This is a genomic window from Haliea sp. E17, assembly GCF_048323675.1.
In the GTDB taxonomy this organism is placed as follows: Bacteria; Pseudomonadota; Gammaproteobacteria; order Pseudomonadales; family Halieaceae; genus Mangrovimicrobium.
This window is the reverse complement of sequence record NZ_JBLWFK010000004.1, coordinates 289018-308836: the sequence shown is the minus strand read 5'-3', so window position 1 is coordinate 308836 and position 19819 is coordinate 289018. Positions and strand designations below refer to the sequence as shown.

The 19819-nt window shown below is 52.5% G+C and carries 13 protein-coding genes and 1 pseudogene; 12 read left to right on the top strand and 2 right to left on the bottom strand.

What is annotated here, in order from left to right:
• The first annotated feature begins 248 nt into the window (after positions 1-248).
• The 10 genes from ACNKU3_RS11935 to ACNKU3_RS11890 all read left to right on the top strand — a co-directional run bounded on the left by ACNKU3_RS11935 (position 249) and on the right by ACNKU3_RS11890 (position 13870).
• On the top strand, positions 249-1655 hold the full coding sequence (locus ACNKU3_RS11935; RefSeq protein ID WP_418259695.1) for a hypothetical protein: 1407 nt from the start codon (positions 249-251) through the stop codon (positions 1653-1655).
• Positions 1619-1963, top strand: a complete 345-nt coding sequence (locus ACNKU3_RS11930) for a hypothetical protein (RefSeq protein ID WP_418259694.1) — start codon at positions 1619-1621, stop codon at positions 1961-1963. The genes ACNKU3_RS11935 and ACNKU3_RS11930 overlap by 37 nt, the downstream gene beginning before the upstream one ends.
• A 480-nt stretch (positions 1964-2443) precedes the next feature.
• Positions 2444-3823: a UDP-glucose dehydrogenase family protein gene (locus tag ACNKU3_RS11925; RefSeq protein ID WP_418259693.1), complete on the top strand. Its 1380-nt coding sequence runs from the start codon at positions 2444-2446 to the stop codon at positions 3821-3823.
• Positions 3824-3865: 42 nt separating this feature from the next.
• Positions 3866-4879 carry a UDP-glucuronic acid decarboxylase family protein gene (locus ACNKU3_RS11920; RefSeq protein ID WP_418259692.1) on the top strand — a complete coding sequence of 338 codons (1014 nt, stop codon included), beginning with the start codon at positions 3866-3868 and terminating at the stop codon, positions 4877-4879.
• Between the two features lie 9 nt (positions 4880-4888).
• The gene (galE, locus tag ACNKU3_RS11915; RefSeq protein ID WP_418259691.1) at positions 4889-5893 is read left to right on the top strand and encodes a UDP-glucose 4-epimerase GalE; all 1005 of its coding nucleotides are present in this window, start codon (positions 4889-4891) and stop codon (positions 5891-5893) included.
• 48 nt (positions 5894-5941) lie between these two features.
• Positions 5942-8515: a glycosyltransferase gene (locus tag ACNKU3_RS11910; RefSeq protein ID WP_418259690.1), complete on the top strand. Its 2574-nt coding sequence runs from the start codon at positions 5942-5944 to the stop codon at positions 8513-8515.
• 118 nt (positions 8516-8633) lie between these two features.
• On the top strand, positions 8634-9920 hold the full coding sequence (locus ACNKU3_RS11905; RefSeq protein ID WP_418259689.1) for a hypothetical protein: 1287 nt from the start codon (positions 8634-8636) through the stop codon (positions 9918-9920).
• Positions 9921-9935: 15 nt separating this feature from the next.
• The gene (locus tag ACNKU3_RS11900; RefSeq protein WP_418259688.1) at positions 9936-11705 is read left to right on the top strand and encodes an ABC transporter ATP-binding protein; all 1770 of its coding nucleotides are present in this window, start codon (positions 9936-9938) and stop codon (positions 11703-11705) included.
• A 118-nt stretch (positions 11706-11823) separates the two neighbouring features.
• Positions 11824-12699: a polysaccharide pyruvyl transferase family protein gene (locus tag ACNKU3_RS11895; protein WP_418259687.1), complete on the top strand. Its 876-nt coding sequence runs from the start codon at positions 11824-11826 to the stop codon at positions 12697-12699.
• A 19-nt stretch (positions 12700-12718) separates the two neighbouring features.
• Complete coding sequence (locus ACNKU3_RS11890; RefSeq protein WP_418259686.1) at positions 12719-13870, top strand: glycosyltransferase; 1152 nt, start codon at positions 12719-12721, stop codon at positions 13868-13870.
• Between the two features lie 28 nt (positions 13871-13898).
• On the opposite strand, the gene ACNKU3_RS11885 is transcribed toward ACNKU3_RS11890, so the two are convergent.
• Positions 13899-14780, bottom strand: coding sequence for a sulfotransferase family 2 domain-containing protein (locus ACNKU3_RS11885; RefSeq protein WP_418259685.1), 882 nt, complete (start codon positions 14778-14780; stop codon positions 13899-13901).
• A gap of 462 nt (positions 14781-15242) precedes the next feature.
• On the opposite strand from ACNKU3_RS11885, the pseudogene istA reads away from it, so the two are divergent.
• Positions 15243-16751, top strand: a pseudogene (gene istA, locus ACNKU3_RS11880) (IS21 family transposase).
• Positions 16741-17562 carry an IS21-like element helper ATPase IstB gene (gene istB, locus ACNKU3_RS11875; protein ID WP_418259684.1) on the top strand — a complete coding sequence of 274 codons (822 nt, stop codon included), beginning with the start codon at positions 16741-16743 and terminating at the stop codon, positions 17560-17562. The pseudogene istA and the gene istB overlap by 11 nt, the downstream one beginning before the upstream one ends.
• 169 nt (positions 17563-17731) lie before the next feature.
• Here istB and ACNKU3_RS11870 read toward each other — a convergent pair whose 3' ends face one another.
• Positions 17732-19525 carry an SPOR domain-containing protein gene (locus ACNKU3_RS11870; RefSeq protein WP_418259683.1) on the bottom strand — a complete coding sequence of 598 codons (1794 nt, stop codon included), beginning with the start codon at positions 19523-19525 and terminating at the stop codon, positions 17732-17734.
• Positions 19526-19819 lie beyond the last annotated feature (294 nt).

The window sequence follows — 19819 nt, the reverse complement described above, 5'->3', positions numbered from 1 at the left end:
TTTTGTTCAACTGTTTGATTTTCTCAAAAAAGAAGTAGGGTAGGTGTGGTTCAAGAAGCCCGGGGAACGCACACCGAATTACAAATCGAACATCTGCGCACTTTATTTGACAAGTGAACGCCAGGCTAATGCTTCAGAATGGGGCGAAGATCAGTTCTGCCAATCATGAATAAGGCCGCTATCTGGTTGAATTAATTGAATAATTCATTAACCTTGTATAAGGGTCGCTCCCATCAGGGAAGATGTTTGTGAAGCAGTGGAAAATTCCAGGATACGCATGCGTTTCCGCTATCGCGATGATGGCGGGGGTTTGTGCTGCTTCTGAGGGATTCCCTGATTCCCAGATTTACGATTCGAAACTGCCTGACCTTGCACAGAGCGAACCGTCTTTCTTCATCAGCAGTGTGGAGCGTGAGCTCAATAACGGCGCCACGCTGACCTACCGTACTGGCGGTTCATCGGGACTATCCGCCTATGCCAGTTATTCTTACGCGGCGGCCAAAGAAGATGGTCTCGGTGCATCCCAGCTCTCATACGGGGAAAACTTCAACGGCTATCTCAACCTGGGTTTCTCGGTGAAAAAAACGGAAAATCTGCCAGCGCTCAAAGTGAGATACTCGGTGGGTGGCTTTGACGGCTATACAGGCGATGATTTCAGCAACGAGCAGCGACAGATGTTTTCGGTTTCTTCGAGCGGAAGTCTGGCGGGAATACTGGATCAGGGGTTCAGCTACAGATCGGTTGGTGCCGAGTATGCGGTTTTAAGCAAGAAAAACCAGATTCGCGACAAGGACAGGGATAAAGCCACCCTTTACTCGTGGGTTGGCAAATCGTTCGGCGACCTGAGCATCAAGCAGTTTTCCAAACAGACAGAAACCAATATCTATTCGCCGAACAAGCCACTGACCACTGACACGCTTGTGGGGGTGGAAGGACGTTACACAATCCTGTACTGGCCGTACGTCAGCGCTTCCTTCGCACAGGCATCGGGTGACAGGGAAGTGGTCGCCAGTAAGACTTCCAGTGGCGACTATGATCTGGGAATCGATTACTACAGTGCATCGCTGAGTGCTTCTCACAATACCTGGAGTGCGAATCTGTCGGTGGATAGCCTGAATCCCGAGGACAGCCAGGGATATTATTTTGGCGAGCCCGATACCCGTAATTATTATCTCGGCGGGTCATGGTATCCCAACAGCGTTCTGAGTATTACTCCCTCTATCGGCTTCACGACGGAGACTTTCGCTGATTACCTGGCGCAAACCGATACGACATGGGCATCGTTGTCATTCAACTACCAGCCAGTTCAGAGCGATCTCAGGTTCAGCGGCTACGTGTCTTACGATGCCTCGGAAAACGAAGAATGGTATATGGATTATTCCGGGGTGTATTCCGAGGTTGGGGTTCACTGGGATCTTGATTTTATTCCCAAACGTCACAGCAACCTGTCACTGGTGGTTGGATATAACCGGTATGAGGACGGTTTCTACTCGGCCGCGAGTTCAGACAGTTTTTCAGTGAACGTCAACTTGGTCAGTTATGGTTTGGACGAACTGTTCTCTCGCCGCACTTCCCCTACTGGGCGCAATGACTACGGTTTTGAAGAGAGTACGTTCGGTTGGGTGGACCCCTGGCAGCGATCTACCAAGCGTTAATTGATGGTAAGCGTGCTGCCCAGCCGCCTCATGTAAATTTAGGTATTAACGGGACCAATCTACAACTCGCCGACGAACTCGCCGAAGCACAGGCAACAAAGTCTGACGAGCAGCTCGAGGCGCGAGCTAAAGAACGAGCGATCCAGTTTGAGCAGCTAAAAGGCGAGCTCCAGGAGCTCAATAATCAGCTGACTCCTTATCTCCTGAAGGGATTGGTCGTGGTTCGAAATAGCGCTTTTGGCGCTCGCCCGCACCATGTAAGTGCGCTAAACAACAATCTGATCAAAAGCAATTGTCTTTACCGATGAACTGGCAGCAACAGGCCGTGCATGGTCTAGCCTCGTCAGTTGTTTGGAAGTCGGTCATTTTTTGGCAGTCCGCATGGCGCTGATTTCCCTCGAAAAATAGTAATTTTGATCAGTGAATTCAACGTGGTTGGAGACGCCATGTAAGACCTACTCTCTGCTACGAAGGATCGCTTTCTGCTCCTTCGGCACTACAAAGTTAAATTTAGGCATAGAAAGTGCAAGATTATTGCAGCGACTATAGCGTGAGCAGTGGATTAGGAATTTGGTGCTCAGGCTAGCGGTGTAGATGGCGGGCAACCAGCCTTGAATGAAGTCTTTTTTACGTCCGTCATTTGCGGGAAACGTGGTTTAGATTTTTGAATACAGGGGCATAGTGGGCGTGAATCGCCAGCCATAAAAATATAAAAGCCGGAAATTTTCCCACATGCATTTTTCCTAATGCGGTAGTCAACAGGCGTTGCTGGCGAGGGTTTGGGGAGCATGGAAGTCGCTATTGTAGGAACCGGTTATGTCGGTCTCGTGACCGGGGTTTGCCTGGCCGAGATGGGACATAAGGTCACTTGTGTCGATATCAACGAGGAAAAGATCCAGAACCTCCGACGCGGTATCATCCCCATCTACGAGCCGGGCCTCGAGCCCCTCATCATCAGTAACGTCGCCGCAAAGCGGCTCTATTTCACAACCTTTCTGGCCGAAGCGATGCAGGAGGCCTCGGTTGTCTTTATTGCCGTGGGTACCCCGCCGCGAGACGATGGTTCAGCTAATCTGGATTACGTGCTGGGCGTGGCCAGCGAGATAGGCCAGCACCTCAAACATTACACCGTGATTGCCACCAAATCGACCGTGCCTGTCGGCACGGCCGAGCGCGTCGGCAAGGTGATCGAACTGGAACTGGCGCAGCGTAGGGAAGAGATTTCCTACGACGTGGTGAGCAACCCCGAGTTCCTCAAGGAGGGGGCGGCCATCGACGATTTCATGAATCCCGACCGCGTCGTGGTTGGCTCTGGCAGCGAGCGGGCCGCACGCATCATGGATCACCTGTACGCGCCTTTCAACAAAGCCGGCGATCGCATTTTCCACATGGGCGTGCGAGACGCTGAAATGACCAAGTACGCCGCCAACGCCATGCTGGCGACCAAGATTTCCTTTATCAACGAGATTGCCGGCCTGTGCGACGAGATGGGCGTGGACGTGGAGTCCGTGCGCTGGGGAATAGGCTCTGATTCGCGTATCGGTTACTCCTTTATCAATCCAGGGTGCGGCTACGGCGGCTCCTGCTTTCCCAAGGACGTGAAGGCCCTGATCAGCATGGCCCAGGCATACGGCTACGAGCCGCAGATATTGAATGCGGTGGAGTCGCGCAACCAGAGCCAGAAGCAGGTGCTGTTCAACAAACTGTCGAGGCGCTTCAACGGCGAACTGGGTGCAAGCACAGTGGCACTTTGGGGTCTCTCCTTCAAGCCGGGAACCGACGACATGCGCGAGGCGACTTCAGTCGACCTGGTCAGGCGCCTGGTGGCGGAAGGGGTGCGAATCCGTGCCCACGACCCGGTTGCGATGGGGGAAGCCCAGCGGGCCTTCCCGCAAGGCTGGTTTGAAACCGGCATGATCACCCTGGTGGAGGACCAGTACGAGGCGCTGCAGGATGTGGATGCGCTGATGGTTGTGACCGAGTGGAACTCCTTCCGCAACCCCGATTTTCAGCATATGCACGGACTGATGCGCCAGCCGGTGATATTCGATGGGCGCAATATCTACGATTACCACATGCTGAAGGATTTCGGTTTCGAATACGAGGGGATCGGCAGGCGGCAACGTGATTCAGATTACAGGCCCGAGATAATGCGTGAAACCGGTTAAAGGCGATGGGCACTGATAATTCATCAAGGAAAGAGGCGCGATATGAACAGGCAATTACAGAGGGTTGACGGCACACGCGTTCTGGTGACAGGTGGCGCCGGGTTCCTGGGGTCTCATCTCTGCGAGAAGCTTTTGCACGCGGGCAATGAAGTGGTGTGCCTGGACAATTTCTATACGGGTCGCAAAGCCAACATCGCCCACCTGATGAGCGACCCCATGTTCACCGTGATGGAGCATGACATCACCAACCCGGTCTACCTGCAGGTGGACGAAGTTTACAATCTTGCCTGCCCGGCTTCGCCAGTGCACTACCAGTACGATCCCGTGCATACCATGAAGACCAGTGTGCTGGGCATGATCAATATGCTGGGTCTGGCCAAGCGGGTAAAAGGAAAGATCCTGCACGCGTCCACCAGCGAGGTATACGGAGATCCGCTCGTACACCCGCAGCCGGAAAGCTACTGGGGACATGTCAATCCAACCGGAATCAGATCCTGCTATGACGAGGGTAAGCGCAGCGCCGAGACATTGTGCTTCGACTATCATCGCCGTCACCAGCTGGATGTGAAAGTGGTGCGCATTTTCAATACCTACGGGCCACGTATGCATCCCGAGGACGGGCGGGTTGTTTCCAACTTCATCGTACAGGCGTTGAAGGGTGAACCCATCACCCTCTACGGCGATGGTTCCCAGACGCGCTCATTCTGTTATGCCGATGATCTGGTGGAAGGATTTATGCAGTTGATGGCCACGCCACCCGAGTTCCGGGGCCCCATGAACCTCGGCAATCCCAACGAGTTCACCATTCGCGAACTGGCTGAAAAGGTGCTGGAGATTACCGGTTCGAGTTCGAAGTTGATCGAGGAACCCCTTCCGGCAGACGACCCGCGACAGCGTAGACCCGACATCACACTGGCGCGGGAGACCCTGGGCTGGGAGCCCAGGGTGCAGCTCGACGAGGGCTTGACCAGGACCATCGCGTACTTCGACCAGTTGCTGGGCACCGGGAACGCCAGGGTCAAGACTCCCGACTTGACACTTTCCAAGGCGGGGTAGGGGCTGCATATGGGCATCAACGTACTGGTTACGGGCGGCGCCGGTTATATCGGCAGTCACGCCTGCAAGTCCCTTTCCCTGGCGGGCCATACGCCCGTTACCTACGACAACCTGGTGCATGGCCACTCCTGGGCGGTGAAGTGGGGCCCCCTGGTAGAGGGTGACCTGCACAACGGCATCACCCTGCGGGAAACGCTGCGCAAGCACAACATACAGGCCGTCATGCACTTTGCTGCCTTTGCCTATGTGGGCGAATCCATGCAGGATCCGGGAAAGTACTTCCGCAACAATGTAGCCAATACCGTCACTCTACTCGATGCCATGGTGGAGGAAGGCGTGAAAAACATCGTCTTTTCTTCGACCTGCGCCACCTATGGCGAACCCGGCGAGAGTCCCATCAGGGAGACGCTGCCGCAGCAACCGGTGAACCCCTATGGGGAGTCCAAACTTTTTATCGAAAAAGCGCTCAAGTGGTATTCGCAAGCACACGGCATTCGCTACGGAGCCCTGCGTTATTTCAATGCCGCTGGCGCTGACCCGGAAGGCGAGATCGGCGAGGAACATGACCCGGAGACCCACCTCATACCCCTGGTGATACAGGCGGCACTCGGGCAGCGAGAGGACGTGCAGATTTTCGGCAGTGACTACCCGACACCGGACGGGAGCTGCGTACGCGACTATATCCATGTTACAGACCTGGCCTCCGCTCACTTAAAGGCTATCGAACGGCTTGCCGCCGGCAGCGACAGCTTCGCTGTAAACCTCGGTACCGGCAAGGGGCACTCGGTAAAGGAGGTGATTGCCGCGGTGGAAAGGATCAGTGGCTACCCTGTCAATGCCAGGGAGTGCGACCGTCGCCCGGGCGATCCGCCGGCACTGGTGGCAGCCCCGGGGCTGGCCAATGCGCTGCTGGATTGGGTGCCTGAGTACTCGGATCTGAAAACCATCGTCGGAACTGCGCTGCGCTGGCACGCAATGAAGTTGAATAATTCAGGGTCCGCGCTGTCCGCCTGAATCATTCCAGAAACTGTTCGCTGAATTCACGCCAAGGATTCAATCTCTATGGAAAATCAGGGCGCACTGCAACAAAGTGCATACGTTGAGCCGGAAGAAGAGGCGTCGTTACCGACGCTTGAGCCAATTACCAATCAGACGCCGCGCCCCCGGATAGGTGGAAAATTTCTTTTTGTCGGCAACGAGAAGTTCTGGGTAAAGGGCGTGAGCTATGGCGCCTTCCGTCCGGACGAGGAAGGCAACGAATATACCGACAACGAAAAGCTGGAACGCGATTTCGCCCAGATGGCGGCGAGCGGCGTCAATACCGTCCGTATCCCGCATACCATGCCCCCCAGGTCATTGCTGGATATAGCAGCAAAGCACGGCCTGCGGGTCATGGTTGGGCTTTCCGCCGAACAGTACGCGGGCTATCTCGTCGACAAGAAAGCGGACGCGCCCGATGTTGTCGAACTGGTCAGGAATAAAGTCCGGGAAGTCGCGGGGCATCCGGCCCTTCTGTGTTATGCGGTCGGCAACGAAATTCAGGCGTCCCTGGTGCGCTGGATTGGACGGAAGAAAGTAGAACGCTATATCCGCTCGATCTATAAAGCGATCAAGTCAGTCGATCCGCAGGGTCTGGTGACTTACGTCAATTATCCCACGACAGAGTATCTGGACCTGTCCTTCCTGGACCTGCTTGCATTCAACGTGTACCTGGAGTCAGAGGACAAGCTGGCCGCATACCTGCAGAAGCTGCAGAACCTGGCTTGCGATCGCCCCCTGCTGATGAGTGAAGTCGGACTGGATTGCCTGAGGAATGGGGAAGAGGAGCAGGCCCGATCACTGGATTGGCAGATACGCACCGCGTTTGCCGAAGGATGCGTCGGTATTGTGGTGTTTTCGTGGACCGATGAATGGTATCGCGCCGAAGCCGAAGTAGAGGACTGGGCCTTCGGGCTGACCAACCGGGACAGGGTCGCCAAGCCGGGCTTGCACGCAGTCTCTAGGGCTTTCGAGGAAGCTCCTTTCCCTGCCCAGATGGATTGGCCAATGGTTACGGTGGTCGTATGCAGCTATAACGGCGCTGCCACTATTCGCGACACCATGGAAGGCTTCAAGACACTGGATTATCCCGACTATGAAGTCATCGTGGTCAACGACGGCTCCACAGATGATACAGCCAAAATAGTGGGGGAATATGATGTCAAGCTGATCAGCACGGAAAACCGCGGCCTGAGCAATGCCCGGAACACCGGTTGGCAAAACGCAGCCGGCGAGATTATTGCCTATATCGACGACGACGCATATCCCGACCCTCACTGGCTGCAGTACCTGGCCTACCGCTTCATGACAAATGACTTTGTTGGGGTAGGGGGACCTAATCTGGCACCACCGGGAGACGGCCCCATCGCGGAGTGCGTCTACAACGCACCGGGCGGACCGGTGCAGGTGCTGCTTACTGATATCGAAGCGGAACATATCCCTGGATGCAATATGGCTTTCAAGCGCGAGGCCCTGGAGGCTATCGAGGGCTTCGACGGTCGATATCGGGCAGCGGGTGACGACGTGGACGTGTGTTGGCGACTGCAGGCTAAAGGCTGGAAAATCGGCTTTCACGCCGCCGCTATGGATTGGCACCACCGCCGCAATTCGATCGAGATGTACTGGAACCAGCAGAAAGGCTATGGCAAGGCTGAAGCGCTGCTGGAGGAAAAATGGCCGGAGAAGTACAACACGCTTGGCCATACCACATGGGGTGGGCGGATGTACGGCGCGGGTTTTACGCTTCCACTAGGACGCCGGCAGCGAGTCTACGGCGGCTTGATGGGTGGTGCGCCGTTCCAGTCAATATATGAGATGGCTCCTGCCACTATCTGGTCACTCCCGCTCATGCCCGAGTGGTATCTACTTGTTGGTTTTCTGGGCATATTGTCCCTGTTAGGGCCTCTTTGGCCTCCCATGCTTTGGATTCTTCCTGTCTTTCTGGCCTCCGTGGCGATACCTGTTATCCAGGCCGGAATTAGCGCTTCACGCGCTACGTTCCTGCGTGACCCTGCCCTGAGCAGAGAGCAAAAACTCAAGCAGTGGTTCTTGACTACGGCGATGCATTTGACCCAACCCCTGGCGCGCCTCAAGGGACGAGTGGATCACGGTTTGACTATCTGGCGACGAGGTGGAGACGCCCTACTGCTGCTTCCATGGCCAAAGTCGTTTGCCATCTGGACGGAAAAATGGGAGGACCCGGGAAATCGGCCGTTTCAGTTCACATCGGAACTGGAAAGAAAGGGTTGTGTTTTCGAATATGGTGGCGATTTCGACGATTGGGATATCGAGGTGTCAGGAGGGCTGCTTGGAGGCGCTCGAATGATGATGGCTGTTGAAGACCATGGTGGCGGAGCGCACTATATCAGGGTGCGGTTTTGGCCGAAACTTCGGACATCCGTCTTTTTTATTAGCGGACTCTTGCTCCTCTTAAGCCTATTTGCTGCTCTTGATCAGGCGTGGTTGGCAACCTGCGTTTTAGCAATCTCGGGGCTCGCTGTATTGATCAGGAGTATAAGAGAATGTGCTAGTGCTCAAGGGCTGCTTGCCGTCACATTTGAACGCTTCAAAGCAACTCTCCTGGTTGATCCCGAATGAGCGAATCTTACCTGCCAACGCATGATGACTGTTTGACTGAAAAGCAGGATGCTGACTGCTGTTCAAGGCAAACAAAGTTCAAGCAAAGAGTCGGCCAATCATACAGAGGTGGTTTTGTATGAACAGCCGACTACGCATCATCGTTACAGGCCTGATCGCACAGCACCCAACGCTCGCTGGAGTTGCTTGGGACTATTTACAGTATGTGTTGGGGCTACATCGCCTGGGGCACGACGTCTATTACTTTGAAGACTCCGGTGAATGGCCCTACACGCTGGATGGTGGAGTTTCCGGTGACGAGTGGGTCGCTCGGGATTGTCAAACGAATTTGAGCCATCTTTCATCAGTCATGAAGAGATTTGGCTTGGATGACAAATGGGCGTATCACTTTCCTACAAATTCTGAATGGTTCGGATTGTCTGCCGCAAAGAGACGAGAAGTAATTCAGAGCGCAGATCTTCTGATCAATATCTCCGGAACATTGGAATGCCCAGCCAATTATCGCCAGATACCTCGACTGGTCTATATTGACTCTGATCCTGGATTTACGCAGGTAAAGTTGATGTTACCTGATGAACACCGCGATTTCTGTCAGCGTGTAGAGGTTCACGACCTGCTGTTCAGTTTCGGAGAGTCTATCAACAAAACCGCCTTAACAGCTGGTCGTGAATGGATCCCAACCCGACAGCCCATTGTGTTGTCGGAGTGGAAGTCGAATTCAGAAGTTCGTCCAGCCTTTACGACAGTGATGAGTTGGACGAGTTATCAGCCGCTTGTCTTGAACGGTAGACGGTTTGGCCAGAAGGATTTGGAATTCATTCGCTTCATCGAATTACCCCAACTGCTTGATGACCAAAATCTTGAGGTTGCCATTAATGGAACGATGCATACTAACTGGGAAAGCGGCGATGGAGTTATTGCAGATGTTGCGCAAGAGAATCAAGAGTGCGGTCACATTTCAGAGCTTAGCCAGTTTTTGAGTCAAGCTGGTTGGCGAGTCGCCGATGCCGGAAAAGTGGGCGCAACGATGGATGCTTATAGAGACTATATCCAGTCGTCTCTCGCGGAGTGGAGTGTGGCGAAGCATGGCTATGTTGTAGGAAATACCGGTTGGTTTAGTTGCCGCTCTGCCTGCTACCTGGCCTCAGGCAAGCCGGTTGTAGTACAAAATACCGGATTTGATGGAGTGCTTCCTGTCGGAGAGGGTATCCTGCAGTTCAGTACGCTTGAAGAGGCAATGGAGGGGATCTCTGCGGTAAGAAACGACTATCCGACGCACGCCAGGTCAGCGAGACAAATTGCATCAGCTTATTTTGATAGCGAAAAAATACTTTCCAGGTTAGTTGATGAATCGATGAATAAACCGTCTGAAGTCTCCTTTCACAGGGCTTCGAATGTCCAGTAGGTGAAGATCCGCTAAATGGCTGAAGAAAGGTTAAATACGCTATCGATTTACAAAAAGGTCCTCGTTCGAGCGAGCGACTACAAGTATCATTTGATAGCGATTTTTTTGTTAGGGCTCCTTTCAGCGCCAATCGCCCTGTTGATGCCTCTTCCCCTGAAAATTATCGTCGACAGTGTGATCGGTTCTCAGCCCCTTCCAGGTTTCCTCAGCATATTTGAAATACAAGATCCAAATGCAGGTGTCAGTGGTTTTCTAGTACTGGCGCTTATTATGTTGGCGCTTGTAACCATATTTAATCAATTGCTTAGTCAACTACTATGGTTATTAAAAGATTACACCGGTGAGAAGCTCACTCTGGAGTCACGGAGCGCTCTATTTCAGCAGATGCAACGAATATCCTTGAGCTATCACGATATTCGCGGTGCGTCCGATTCCTTGTATCGGGTGAATTGGGATGCTCCGGCCATACGTTGGCTTGCCATTGATGGTCTTATCCCATTGATTACTGCAGCAACTAACCTGATCGCAATGCTGGTTGTGATGGCGATCATCAATTTTCCTATCGCACTTGTCGCAATAAGCATTTCCCCCATTCTTATTTTCTTGAATCGACTATACAGCCGGCGCTTACAGCAGCGATGGAAAGCTGTTAAACGGCTCGAAAGTTCTGCGCTGGCTATAGTACAGGAAGTGCTTGGAGCTCTCAGAGTTGTGAAGGTTTTCGGGCGGGAGGATGATGAACACGCGCGCTTTCGTGACGCTTCAGAGCCGTACATAAAACAACGTGTGCGGGTAGGCTTTTCCGAAGGGATGTTTAATTTCTTTGTTGGCCTGACAACTTTGATTGGCACTGTTCTGGTGCTCTATCTGGGGACATCATCCGTACTCAAAGGAGAGCTAACCGTTGGATCTCTTCTTCTCATCATGTCTTATCTCACTCAAATGTATGGGCCTCTGCAAACCATCGGCAGTCAGATTGCTGCTCAACAGGCAGCGCTTACCAGTGCAGACCGAATTTTCAATTATCTTGCTGAACCCGGAGAGGTTGAGGAAAAGGATGGTGCCACCGAAATAGGGCAGGTTAAAGATTCGATTGCATTCAAAAACGTTAATTTTTCTTACAGTAAGAGACGTCCCGTTTTGCAGAATGCTACCTTCACCGTTCCCATTGGTAGTCGTGTGGGAATTATGGGTAGAACAGGATCCGGGAAAACCACCATGATGAGCTTATTGATGAGGCTTTATGATCCGGAAAGCGGGTCAATAGAAATTGACGGAATCGATATCAGGAATTACAAACTAACTTCTCTGCGTAATCAATTTGCGATGGTATTGCAGGAACCAGTGCTGTTCGCAACCAGTATTAGCGACAATATCGCCTACGGCGATCCCAATGCGAGCGAAGAAAAGATAGTTGCTGCTGCAAAATCTGCGGATGTACACGATTTCATCAGTGGCCTCCCCGATGGATATCAGACCTTGGTAGGAGAGAGAGGAATGAGTCTCTCGGGAGGAGAACGCCAAAGAATTGCCCTTGCCAGGGCCTTTCTTAAAGATGCACCAATACTTGTTTTAGATGAACCGACAAGCTCTGTGGACACCAAAACAGAGGCTTCAATTGTCGATGCGATGGACCGCTTAATGCAGGGACGTACCACATTCATGATCGCACATAGACTGTCGACACTGGAAAGTTGCGATCTGTGGCTCAGTCTTGACTATGGCAAGCCGATCGAAGTGCGTGAATTTCTGGAACCAAATTCCAAAATTGCGCTAGGCAATTGATCGGATCTTCCTCAAGACATTTTTAGGAGTGAATTGCTAAGCCACAAGATGATCGTTTTTCCATAGGTTTTTGTGATCGATACTAACTTCCTGTGATTTTTTCAACTAAGGGAATTTGATGAAGGTACTAATTGCAGGCTGGTTCAGCTTCGAGCAGATGGGAGCGACTGCGGGAGATTTAATTTCTAGTGACGTAGTTGCATCTTGGTTGAAGGCTGGAGGGATTGCATTTGACATGGCATTGGCTAGTCCATTCAGTGGGGGGATGGACTGGAAATGTCTGAACGCATCTGATTACTCACATATATTTTTCATTTGCGGCCCCTGTGGCAATGGAGAGCCGCTAACGCAATTTTTGGAACATTTTGATTGTTGCCGCAAGATTGGCCTCAATCTTTCAATGTTGGATCCTCTTGAAACCTGGAATCCCTTCGACCTTCTCATTGAACGTGATAGTAATCATAGAACAAACCCTGATTTGACGTTTTTATCGGTAACAAAAAATGTACCCGTAGTCGGCGTAATACAAGTTGAACCACAAAAAGAATACAAAAATCGAGCGCTACACCAGAAAGCAAATGACGCAATTGATTCTCTGCTGAAAAATAAGCCAAGTGTACTTGTACAAATTGATACAAGACTTGACGAAAACAGGACCGGTTTACGGACTGCTTCCGAGATAGAATCTTTGATATCAAAGATGGATTTGGTAGTAACAACTCGATTGCACGGGACCGTTCTCGCTATACAGAACGGCGTACCGGCGCTAGCAATTGACCCAATTGCTGGAGGAGCGAAACTGAAGAAACAAACAGAGACCATAGGCTGGCCTGTGATTTTCACGGCTGATGATTTAGATCAGAAAGACTTATCCAATGCATTTGATTTTTGCTGCAGTCAAGATGCTCGCGATTTAACGAAAATTTGTAATGAAAATGCCCAACAAGCTTTGATCGGAATCAAAATGCAAATCTTTAAAGAGCTAAATATGTAACCCTATTTATGGTTTTTTGATGGCGCAAATCATTTTGGGATCTTACATGATCCGTTATCCTCTAGGCGGTAACCTATCTTGGGCTCTGCAGTTTCTGAAAGGATTTCAGATGTTGGGTCACGATATTTATTTCTTTGAAAAAGCCAACTATTCAAACGCTTGTTATGACCCGAAACGAAACGTAATGGCCGATGATCCTGCAGAGGGTATTGAAATAGTAAAGGCCTTATTAGAGATGAACGGACTAGGTGATAAATGGTGCTTTGTTGATATCCAGGGTACATGCTACGGGCGATCTCGCAGTGAGATCAGCAATCTATTTCGATCCGCAGATATATATATCGATATGGGGGCACACGGTGCATGGGAGGAAGAATCGATTCTAACGCCCATTCGAGTTCTGATAGAGGGTGAGCCGGGCTACACACAGATGTTAATGGAGAATAGTGAAAAGAAGACGAATTTTGACTTCTACTATTCAGCTGGATGTCTTGTCGGTACTGAGCGAACGAAGGCGCCCGATGCTGGTAGATCCTGGAGGCATCTTTGGAACTTGGTAGCTACGGATCTTTTTAGTGTTGAACCACCCCCAGCAGGCGCTTCATTTACTACTGTGATGAACTGGCAGTCGCATAAGCCCATTATCTTTGATGGCCAGACATTCGGGCAAAAGGATATCGAATTCCAAAGATTCATGTCGCTGCCCAGTAAGTTAGATACCTCATTGGAAGTTTCTGTTTCTGGCAAAGCGCCAATAAAGAAACTCAAAGAGCATGGGTGGAGAACTCGTGACGCAAAGAGCGTAACTAAGACAGTAGAGCAGTATTATCGCTATATACGTGATTCAAAGGGCGAATTTAGTGTGTGCAAAAATGTATTCGTTCAAACTTACGGCGGATGGTTTAGTGATCGGAGTGCGGTCTACTTGGCGAGCGGAAGGCCGGTAATACTTCAGGAAACTGGGTTTAGCGAAAAGCTACCATGTGGAAAAGGTTTGTTTGCAGTAACGGATATTGACCAGGCGGCAGAAGCTATTCGCGAGGTGGAGCTTGACTACGAAGAGCACTCTAGAGCGGCACGAGAAATCGCTATCGAGTACTTGGATGCGAAGAAATTACTAAGCACATTCATTGATGATATTGGCGGCAGTGATTATGTATCAAAAATTTAAGGAATAGGGAATTATTCTAAAGTTGTACTTACTCCGAATCGCGATTCATATATTTTTCATTTTCTTGCTGGAATCGATGCAGCTCTAATTGAAAATCGGATCCTTCATTTTTGATGCTAGCATTCAATAGATTCTCGGCGAATTTATGCAATTCGTAGTCGAGTGAATTAAGCTCGCTAATTGCCGAGATAGTGCTTTCAGATAGTTCAGTGCGCCGTTTCCTGTTGCTATTGACCAAGCTTGGGAGATAGTAAATTGGTGCCACCCAGCGAAACTTTCGTTTTGCCAACAGTAAGGTCTCATCGAAGCGCTCAGTTATACCAACAACACTAAAATGCTTTTCTAGGTTCTCCATGGCTAACTCAAGGTCATATTTGGTGCATTGGCCAAATGGTGGGTTTACTCCAGCTATGCGCCTTACTTGGTCGTTATTTGTTTCTCGACACTCTAGGTCTCTGGTAAATTGTTCAATACTGAGTGATTTTTCTACCACTTCCTTGTGCAGTTCTGTATCTCTATAGCGTTTTATATGAGAGTAAAGCGAGATGACTCGCTCTACCGGATCACGAATAAAAGTCATATATGAACATGGTTTGAGTACCTCTTGATGAATACCGAATGTAAAATGTCCCACCACCACTTTCACATCAGGTCTATTTAGGGCAGTGCGTATTTCGGGAGCAATTTCCGGATTTTTGGGTTTCAACAGTCTTGCGGGATAATAATAAATTCCATCAATCAACCAGTTACCTTCGGCTTTCCATTGTTCTTGGTCACGGTACTCGTTATATATGCAATTAGTGAGAGTGGTCCCGGCTGCTTTCGGTATATGTAAAAAAAGTAAAACAGTATCATGATCCGGTTGAGTTACCGTGTTGTTCAGTTTTTCTATAACTGTCTTGGTTTGCATATGGTCAATCTCAAATAAACGAGCCCCCTCGGATTAGGCGATATTGCCTGAGTCTATTGCTCCAATCACCCATTGCGGCTCAGCTTTAAGTTTGTGGGGTCAATCAAAAAAATAATTCGGGAACAAATGTCTTTCCACGATCACTCGTATGACAATATCCACTCCCAAATTTTGAACCAAGTGCCGAATAATGGAAAATTCAGGACTACTCATCCAAATATAGGTTACTCGATTGAAAGTTGCGAAAATATAAGGAGTCAACAGTGGCCCAAAGGAGTCGTGTATTACAACCACGCGTAACATTTTGTTTTCGCATCGGTTCGTCAGCATGCCGCCGTGACTGTTGATTGCCGCCCAAAATTGACCTCACTTTGAGGGATAATTTCCGTCCAAAACTGACCCACTGAATCGACTACCCTGCTCACTTTTTGAGCGGAGTATCAAGGAGTGATCACAGTGGGCATGTTAGCCAAGATCCTGCGGATGTATTTCCGCGACAAAGTACTCCTGCGCGAGATCGCGCGGCAGACCGGTTTATCCCGTAATACTCTCAGGCGCTGGTTGCGGGAGGGCGAGATGCGCAAACCTGCGTATCCTCCTCGCAACGTTCCCAGTATCCTCGACCCCTACAAGGAACAGTTGGTCAGCTGGCTTCGGGCCGACAGCCACCGCCCCAAGCGGGACCGACGCACCGCCAAGGTGTTGTTCCAGTTGCTCCAGGCACAGGGTTATCCGGGCGGCTATGCCCGCGTGGCCATCTTTGCCAAGCAGTGGCGCGAAGCGGGCGGCGCGGCTCCTGCCCGCCCGGCCTTCATACCGCTGCGGTTTGCGCCAGGCGAGGCGTTCCAGCTCGACTGGAGCTGCGAGTACGCCATCATTGCTGGCATACGGCGCCGGCTGGAGGTGGCGCATATCAAGCTGGCCCACAGCCGGGCCTTCCTGGTGGTCGCCTACCCCCTGCAAACCCACGAGATGTTGTTTGACGCCCATGCCAGGGCCTTCGCCGCCTTTGGCGGGATACCTCGGCGCGGAATCTACGACAACATGAAGACGGCGATGGACGAGGTTGGGCGCGGCAAGGAACGCACGGTCAGTGCGCGCTTCTTGGCGATGACCGGGCACTACCTGTTCGAGCCCGAGTTCTGCAACCGCGCCGCCGGGTGGGAGAAAGGCGTCGTGGAGAAGAACGTGCAGGACCGCCGCCGGCAACTCTGGGTTGGCGCCAACGCCCGCCACTGGTCATCGATAGCCGACCTCAATGACTGGCTGGCCAGTGAGTGCCGGGCGGCCTGGGCGGACATGCGCCACCCGGACTGCCCCGACCTGACTCTGGCATCCGTTCTGGAGGATGAACACCCTCACCTGATGCCCAACCCGCGGCCCTTCGACGGGTATATCGAACAATCGGTGAGGGTCTCAGCCACGGCGCTGGTGCACTACCAGCGCAGCCGCTACAGCGTGCCCGCTGAACTGGCCCACCAGGTGATCAGCCTGCGGGTGTATCCCTGGGAACTGGTGCTGGTCGCCGAGGGGGAAGAGGTCGCCCGGCACCGGCGCACCTTTGAACGCTACCAGACGATCTATGACTGACGGCATTATATCGGCGTCCTGCAACGCAAGCCGGGAGCCTTGCGCAATGGCGCGCCCTTTGCCGAGATGCCGAAGTGCTTGCAGATGCTGCAACGGCACCTGTTGCGCCACGAAGGGGGCGATCGGGTGATGGCGCAGGTGCTGGCGGCGGTGGCCGCCCAGGACCTGGAACCGGTGCTGGTGGCCGTGGAGCTGGCCCTGGAATCGGGCAACATCAGCGGTGACCATATACTGAACGTGCTGGCCCGGCAGCAAGCCCCGGTGGCTACCCTGACGCCGGTAGAGACCTCGTTGACGCTGAATGAGGAACCCGAGGCTAATGTGCATCGCTATGATCACCTGCGCAGCCAGACGGCTGAGGAGGTGAACCATGTCGAATGACCTGGTGGCGCAATTGAAGGCGCTGAAGCTGCACGGCATGGCGCAGACCTTGCCCGAGCTGCTGGCGCAGGCGCGAAGCCATGCGATGGATGTGGAGCAGGTGTTACAGGCCCTGTTGGCTACGGAGACCGCGGAGCGGGAGGTCAAATCACTGGCTTACCAGATGAAGGCGGCCCGCTTCCCGGCGCACCGTGACCTGGCGGGCTTCGACTTCACTCAGGCCCGGGTGGATGAAACCCTGGTTCGGCGCCTGCACGGTGGCGAGTTAATGAACAGTGCGCAGAATGCGGTACTGATTGGCGGGCCGGGAACGGGCAAGACGCACCTGGCCACTGCCATCGGAGTCGAGGCCATCCAGCGCTATCATCGCCGGGTACGGTTCCTCTCGACAGTGGAACTGGTCAATGCACTGGAGCAGGAGAAAGCCGCAGGCAAGAAGGGGCAGCTGGCCTACCGGTTTACTCATGTTGATCTGGTGATCCTCGGTGAGCTGGGCTATCTGCCCTTCAGCCAGGCAGGTGGGGCATTGTTGTTTCACCTGCTCTCCAAGCTGTACGAGCGAACCAGCGTGATGATCACTACCAATCTGGGCTTTGCCGAGTGGGCCAGCGTGTTCGGCGATGCGAAGATGACGACGGCGTTACTGGATCGGCTGGCCCATCACTGCCAGTTTGTGGAAACAGGCAACGAGTCCTGGCGCTTCCGTCACAGTCTGGCGAGCAACAGCAGCAAACGGAAAAGGGCCAGCACACCAACACCCGAGGAAGGAGAACACACGAGGCAGACAGAAGACTTATCCACAGACGCCTAGGTATACTGGGCACCCGTAACCCGGGTCAGAATTGGATGGAAATCCTGGGTCAGTTTTGCGTGGCAACCAACAAATTGGGCAGTCGCTGTATATGAAAGTGCATGCAGCCACATACCAAATCTCTTAATTCATGAATGATCAATAATCCTCGCTATAACCAGCCAGAGTTTTAACCCTTGCCTACCCAAAGGGTTCCCAGGTTGAGATTTTCCTCGATTCGCTGGGCAAGTGCTTTAGCCTCCAGCTTGGTATCGAACCCGGTAACCTGTACACGATACAGCGTTCGACCCTCCAGGGTGATGGCAGTGACGGACACCTTTTCACAGGAAAGATCCAGTTGCGCCTCCAGCTTTTTTGCGTTTTCGAGGTCGCTGAAACTTCCAAAATTGACAAACCACTGGCTACTGGTTGAGGTCGCTGCCGATTTATCTTTTGGTGCAGGTTCCGATGCAGGTACGGTGGTGTCTGTCTGCGCGGACGGATTGCCTTCTTCTTGCTGGCTGTTTACTGGCATCAACTGCCGACTGCGCTGTAGATCTCTCGCATAATTTGGTGCGCCCTGGGCTTGACCGTTGGAAAGAGATGCAACCGACTGGAGCCGGGTGAGGTGCCGCTCCATCTCCAACCACTGTTCCTGCTGGTAGCTACGGTATGACTGGCGCTGATTGCTGTATGGAGTGACGGTACGGCTGTTAAGTATGCGGTCCAGTGCATAACTCTTGAAACTGATCTTGACCGAAAAGTCGTCCGAATCGGATCCAGAATAGATTTTGTCATCATAGCGGTTGTAGCCGAAGGTCAGCGCCAGCAGATTGTTATTGCGAAGATCCCACTGGATGCCGGCCTCCGAATAGAAATACTCGGTCTCTACACCCCACTCAGGGGCTTCCTGGCTGTCCTGGGAAACATAGATATTGAAACTGTAGTCCCGTTCCCTGGGGCGGTACATCACAGAAACAGCTGTCGACAGGGTCTCGGACTCCACACCCCAATCCTGGTAGTTCTGGACATTACGATTGATTGAGGGAGAGATCACCAGACGCTTGTTCGGGTAGTAGGAGCCACCGAGATAGTAGTTTGTGTCCCGGGCCTGGCCAAAGTAGTTGCCGGCATTATCCTCCGGGCTGGTCCGGGAAATGTACAGGTCAACATTCCAGTTATTGTGGGATGCGCTGAGACCGCCGTTAAGGGAAGTGATGCCTACATCTACCACCTCGCTTTCCCTGTCGCCGGACGCGTACGAAAAGCTGGTACCCACATAGGGCCAGCTCAGTAGGGTATAGCGAAGGCTGGTTCCATACAGCGAGTCCGTAACCTGCGGTTGGCGGGATTCATCGATGTTGTTCCGCTTCTGCTCGGTGAACTGGCTGATGTGCAGCTTGCCGAACGACCTGCCTATCCATGAATTGGTCGTGGCCCGGTTTCTGTCCTTCTCCTTGATCTTGTTGTTTTTGTCGACCACTTCGTAGTCCGTGCCGACCACCTGATAGCTCGAGCCATAGTCGAAAGCACCGAGCTTGCTGGATGTCTTTACCCTGATGCGTTGATGACTGGGGTCAGCGAAATCGGTGCCGGTCTCACCGTTGAAACCACCTGCGGAGAAGTCTATCTCGATACCCGGCAGAGAGTCGGTTCGGGGAGAGCTTAGACGAATGTCCCAGAAACCGTCCATGTCGACGTCGCCATCCGATGAAAAGGGGTCCAGCAGTCGGTTGGAGTAGCTGCTGGAAATCGCGAGACCTTTAATCTGGCTGAAATTGTACTTCAGGGTCGCGGCGTCGCTGTCGATATTGGCAATCCTGCCGTGCACGGGGTTGTCGGTGAAGTCGAGATCGATAGGAACGAGGGTCCTTTGGTCGGACTCGGGCGGGTCTCCGGGAAGTTCGTAGCCGTACGAACCCCTGGCCATTATGAGCACAACGACAGGAGAAATCAGATATTTGAGTAGCAAATACCGCTTCAACTGCCTCACCCAAAAACGCTTGTCCAGACTTGGTAAGATTAGGCTTTTTTCGTGAAAAATCAAGGGGCTAGGGTGTTTGATGTATCTCCCTTATCGCACCGATCGGGTGCGCGGGCGCACTGCGGATGCGCACTAAACCAGTGCGCCGATACCGGGCCGTTGAGGTCTCAGGCGCCCAACTCGTCCAGGCCGGCAAGCCGTCACGCAGGCACCCGCGCCGACAGGCAGGCCTCGCGGTGGACGGCGAAACCAAGGGAGCAGAGTCCATCGGGTATTGCCGAACTGCGAAGGCAG

What these genes read in the sequence shown, in the direction of transcription:
- ACNKU3_RS11890 (WP_418259686.1), top strand. Translation starts at nt 12,719, where the DNA reads ATGGCGCAAATCATTTTGGGATCTTACATGATCCGTTATCCTCTAGGC.
- galE (WP_418259691.1), top strand. Translation starts at nt 4,889, where the DNA reads ATGGGCATCAACGTACTGGTTACGGGCGGCGCCGGTTATATCGGCAGT.
- ACNKU3_RS11910 (WP_418259690.1), top strand. Translation starts at nt 5,942, where the DNA reads ATGGAAAATCAGGGCGCACTGCAACAAAGTGCATACGTTGAGCCGGAA.
- ACNKU3_RS11885 (WP_418259685.1), bottom strand. Translation starts at nt 14,780, where the DNA reads ATGCAAACCAAGACAGTTATAGAAAAACTGAACAACACGGTAACTCAA.
- ACNKU3_RS11895 (WP_418259687.1), top strand. Translation starts at nt 11,824, where the DNA reads ATGAAGGTACTAATTGCAGGCTGGTTCAGCTTCGAGCAGATGGGAGCG.
- istB (WP_418259684.1), top strand. Translation starts at nt 16,741, where the DNA reads ATGTCGAATGACCTGGTGGCGCAATTGAAGGCGCTGAAGCTGCACGGC.
- ACNKU3_RS11920 (WP_418259692.1), top strand. Translation starts at nt 3,866, where the DNA reads ATGAACAGGCAATTACAGAGGGTTGACGGCACACGCGTTCTGGTGACA.
- ACNKU3_RS11905 (WP_418259689.1), top strand. Translation starts at nt 8,634, where the DNA reads ATGAACAGCCGACTACGCATCATCGTTACAGGCCTGATCGCACAGCAC.
- ACNKU3_RS11900 (WP_418259688.1), top strand. Translation starts at nt 9,936, where the DNA reads ATGGCTGAAGAAAGGTTAAATACGCTATCGATTTACAAAAAGGTCCTC.
- ACNKU3_RS11925 (WP_418259693.1), top strand. Translation starts at nt 2,444, where the DNA reads ATGGAAGTCGCTATTGTAGGAACCGGTTATGTCGGTCTCGTGACCGGG.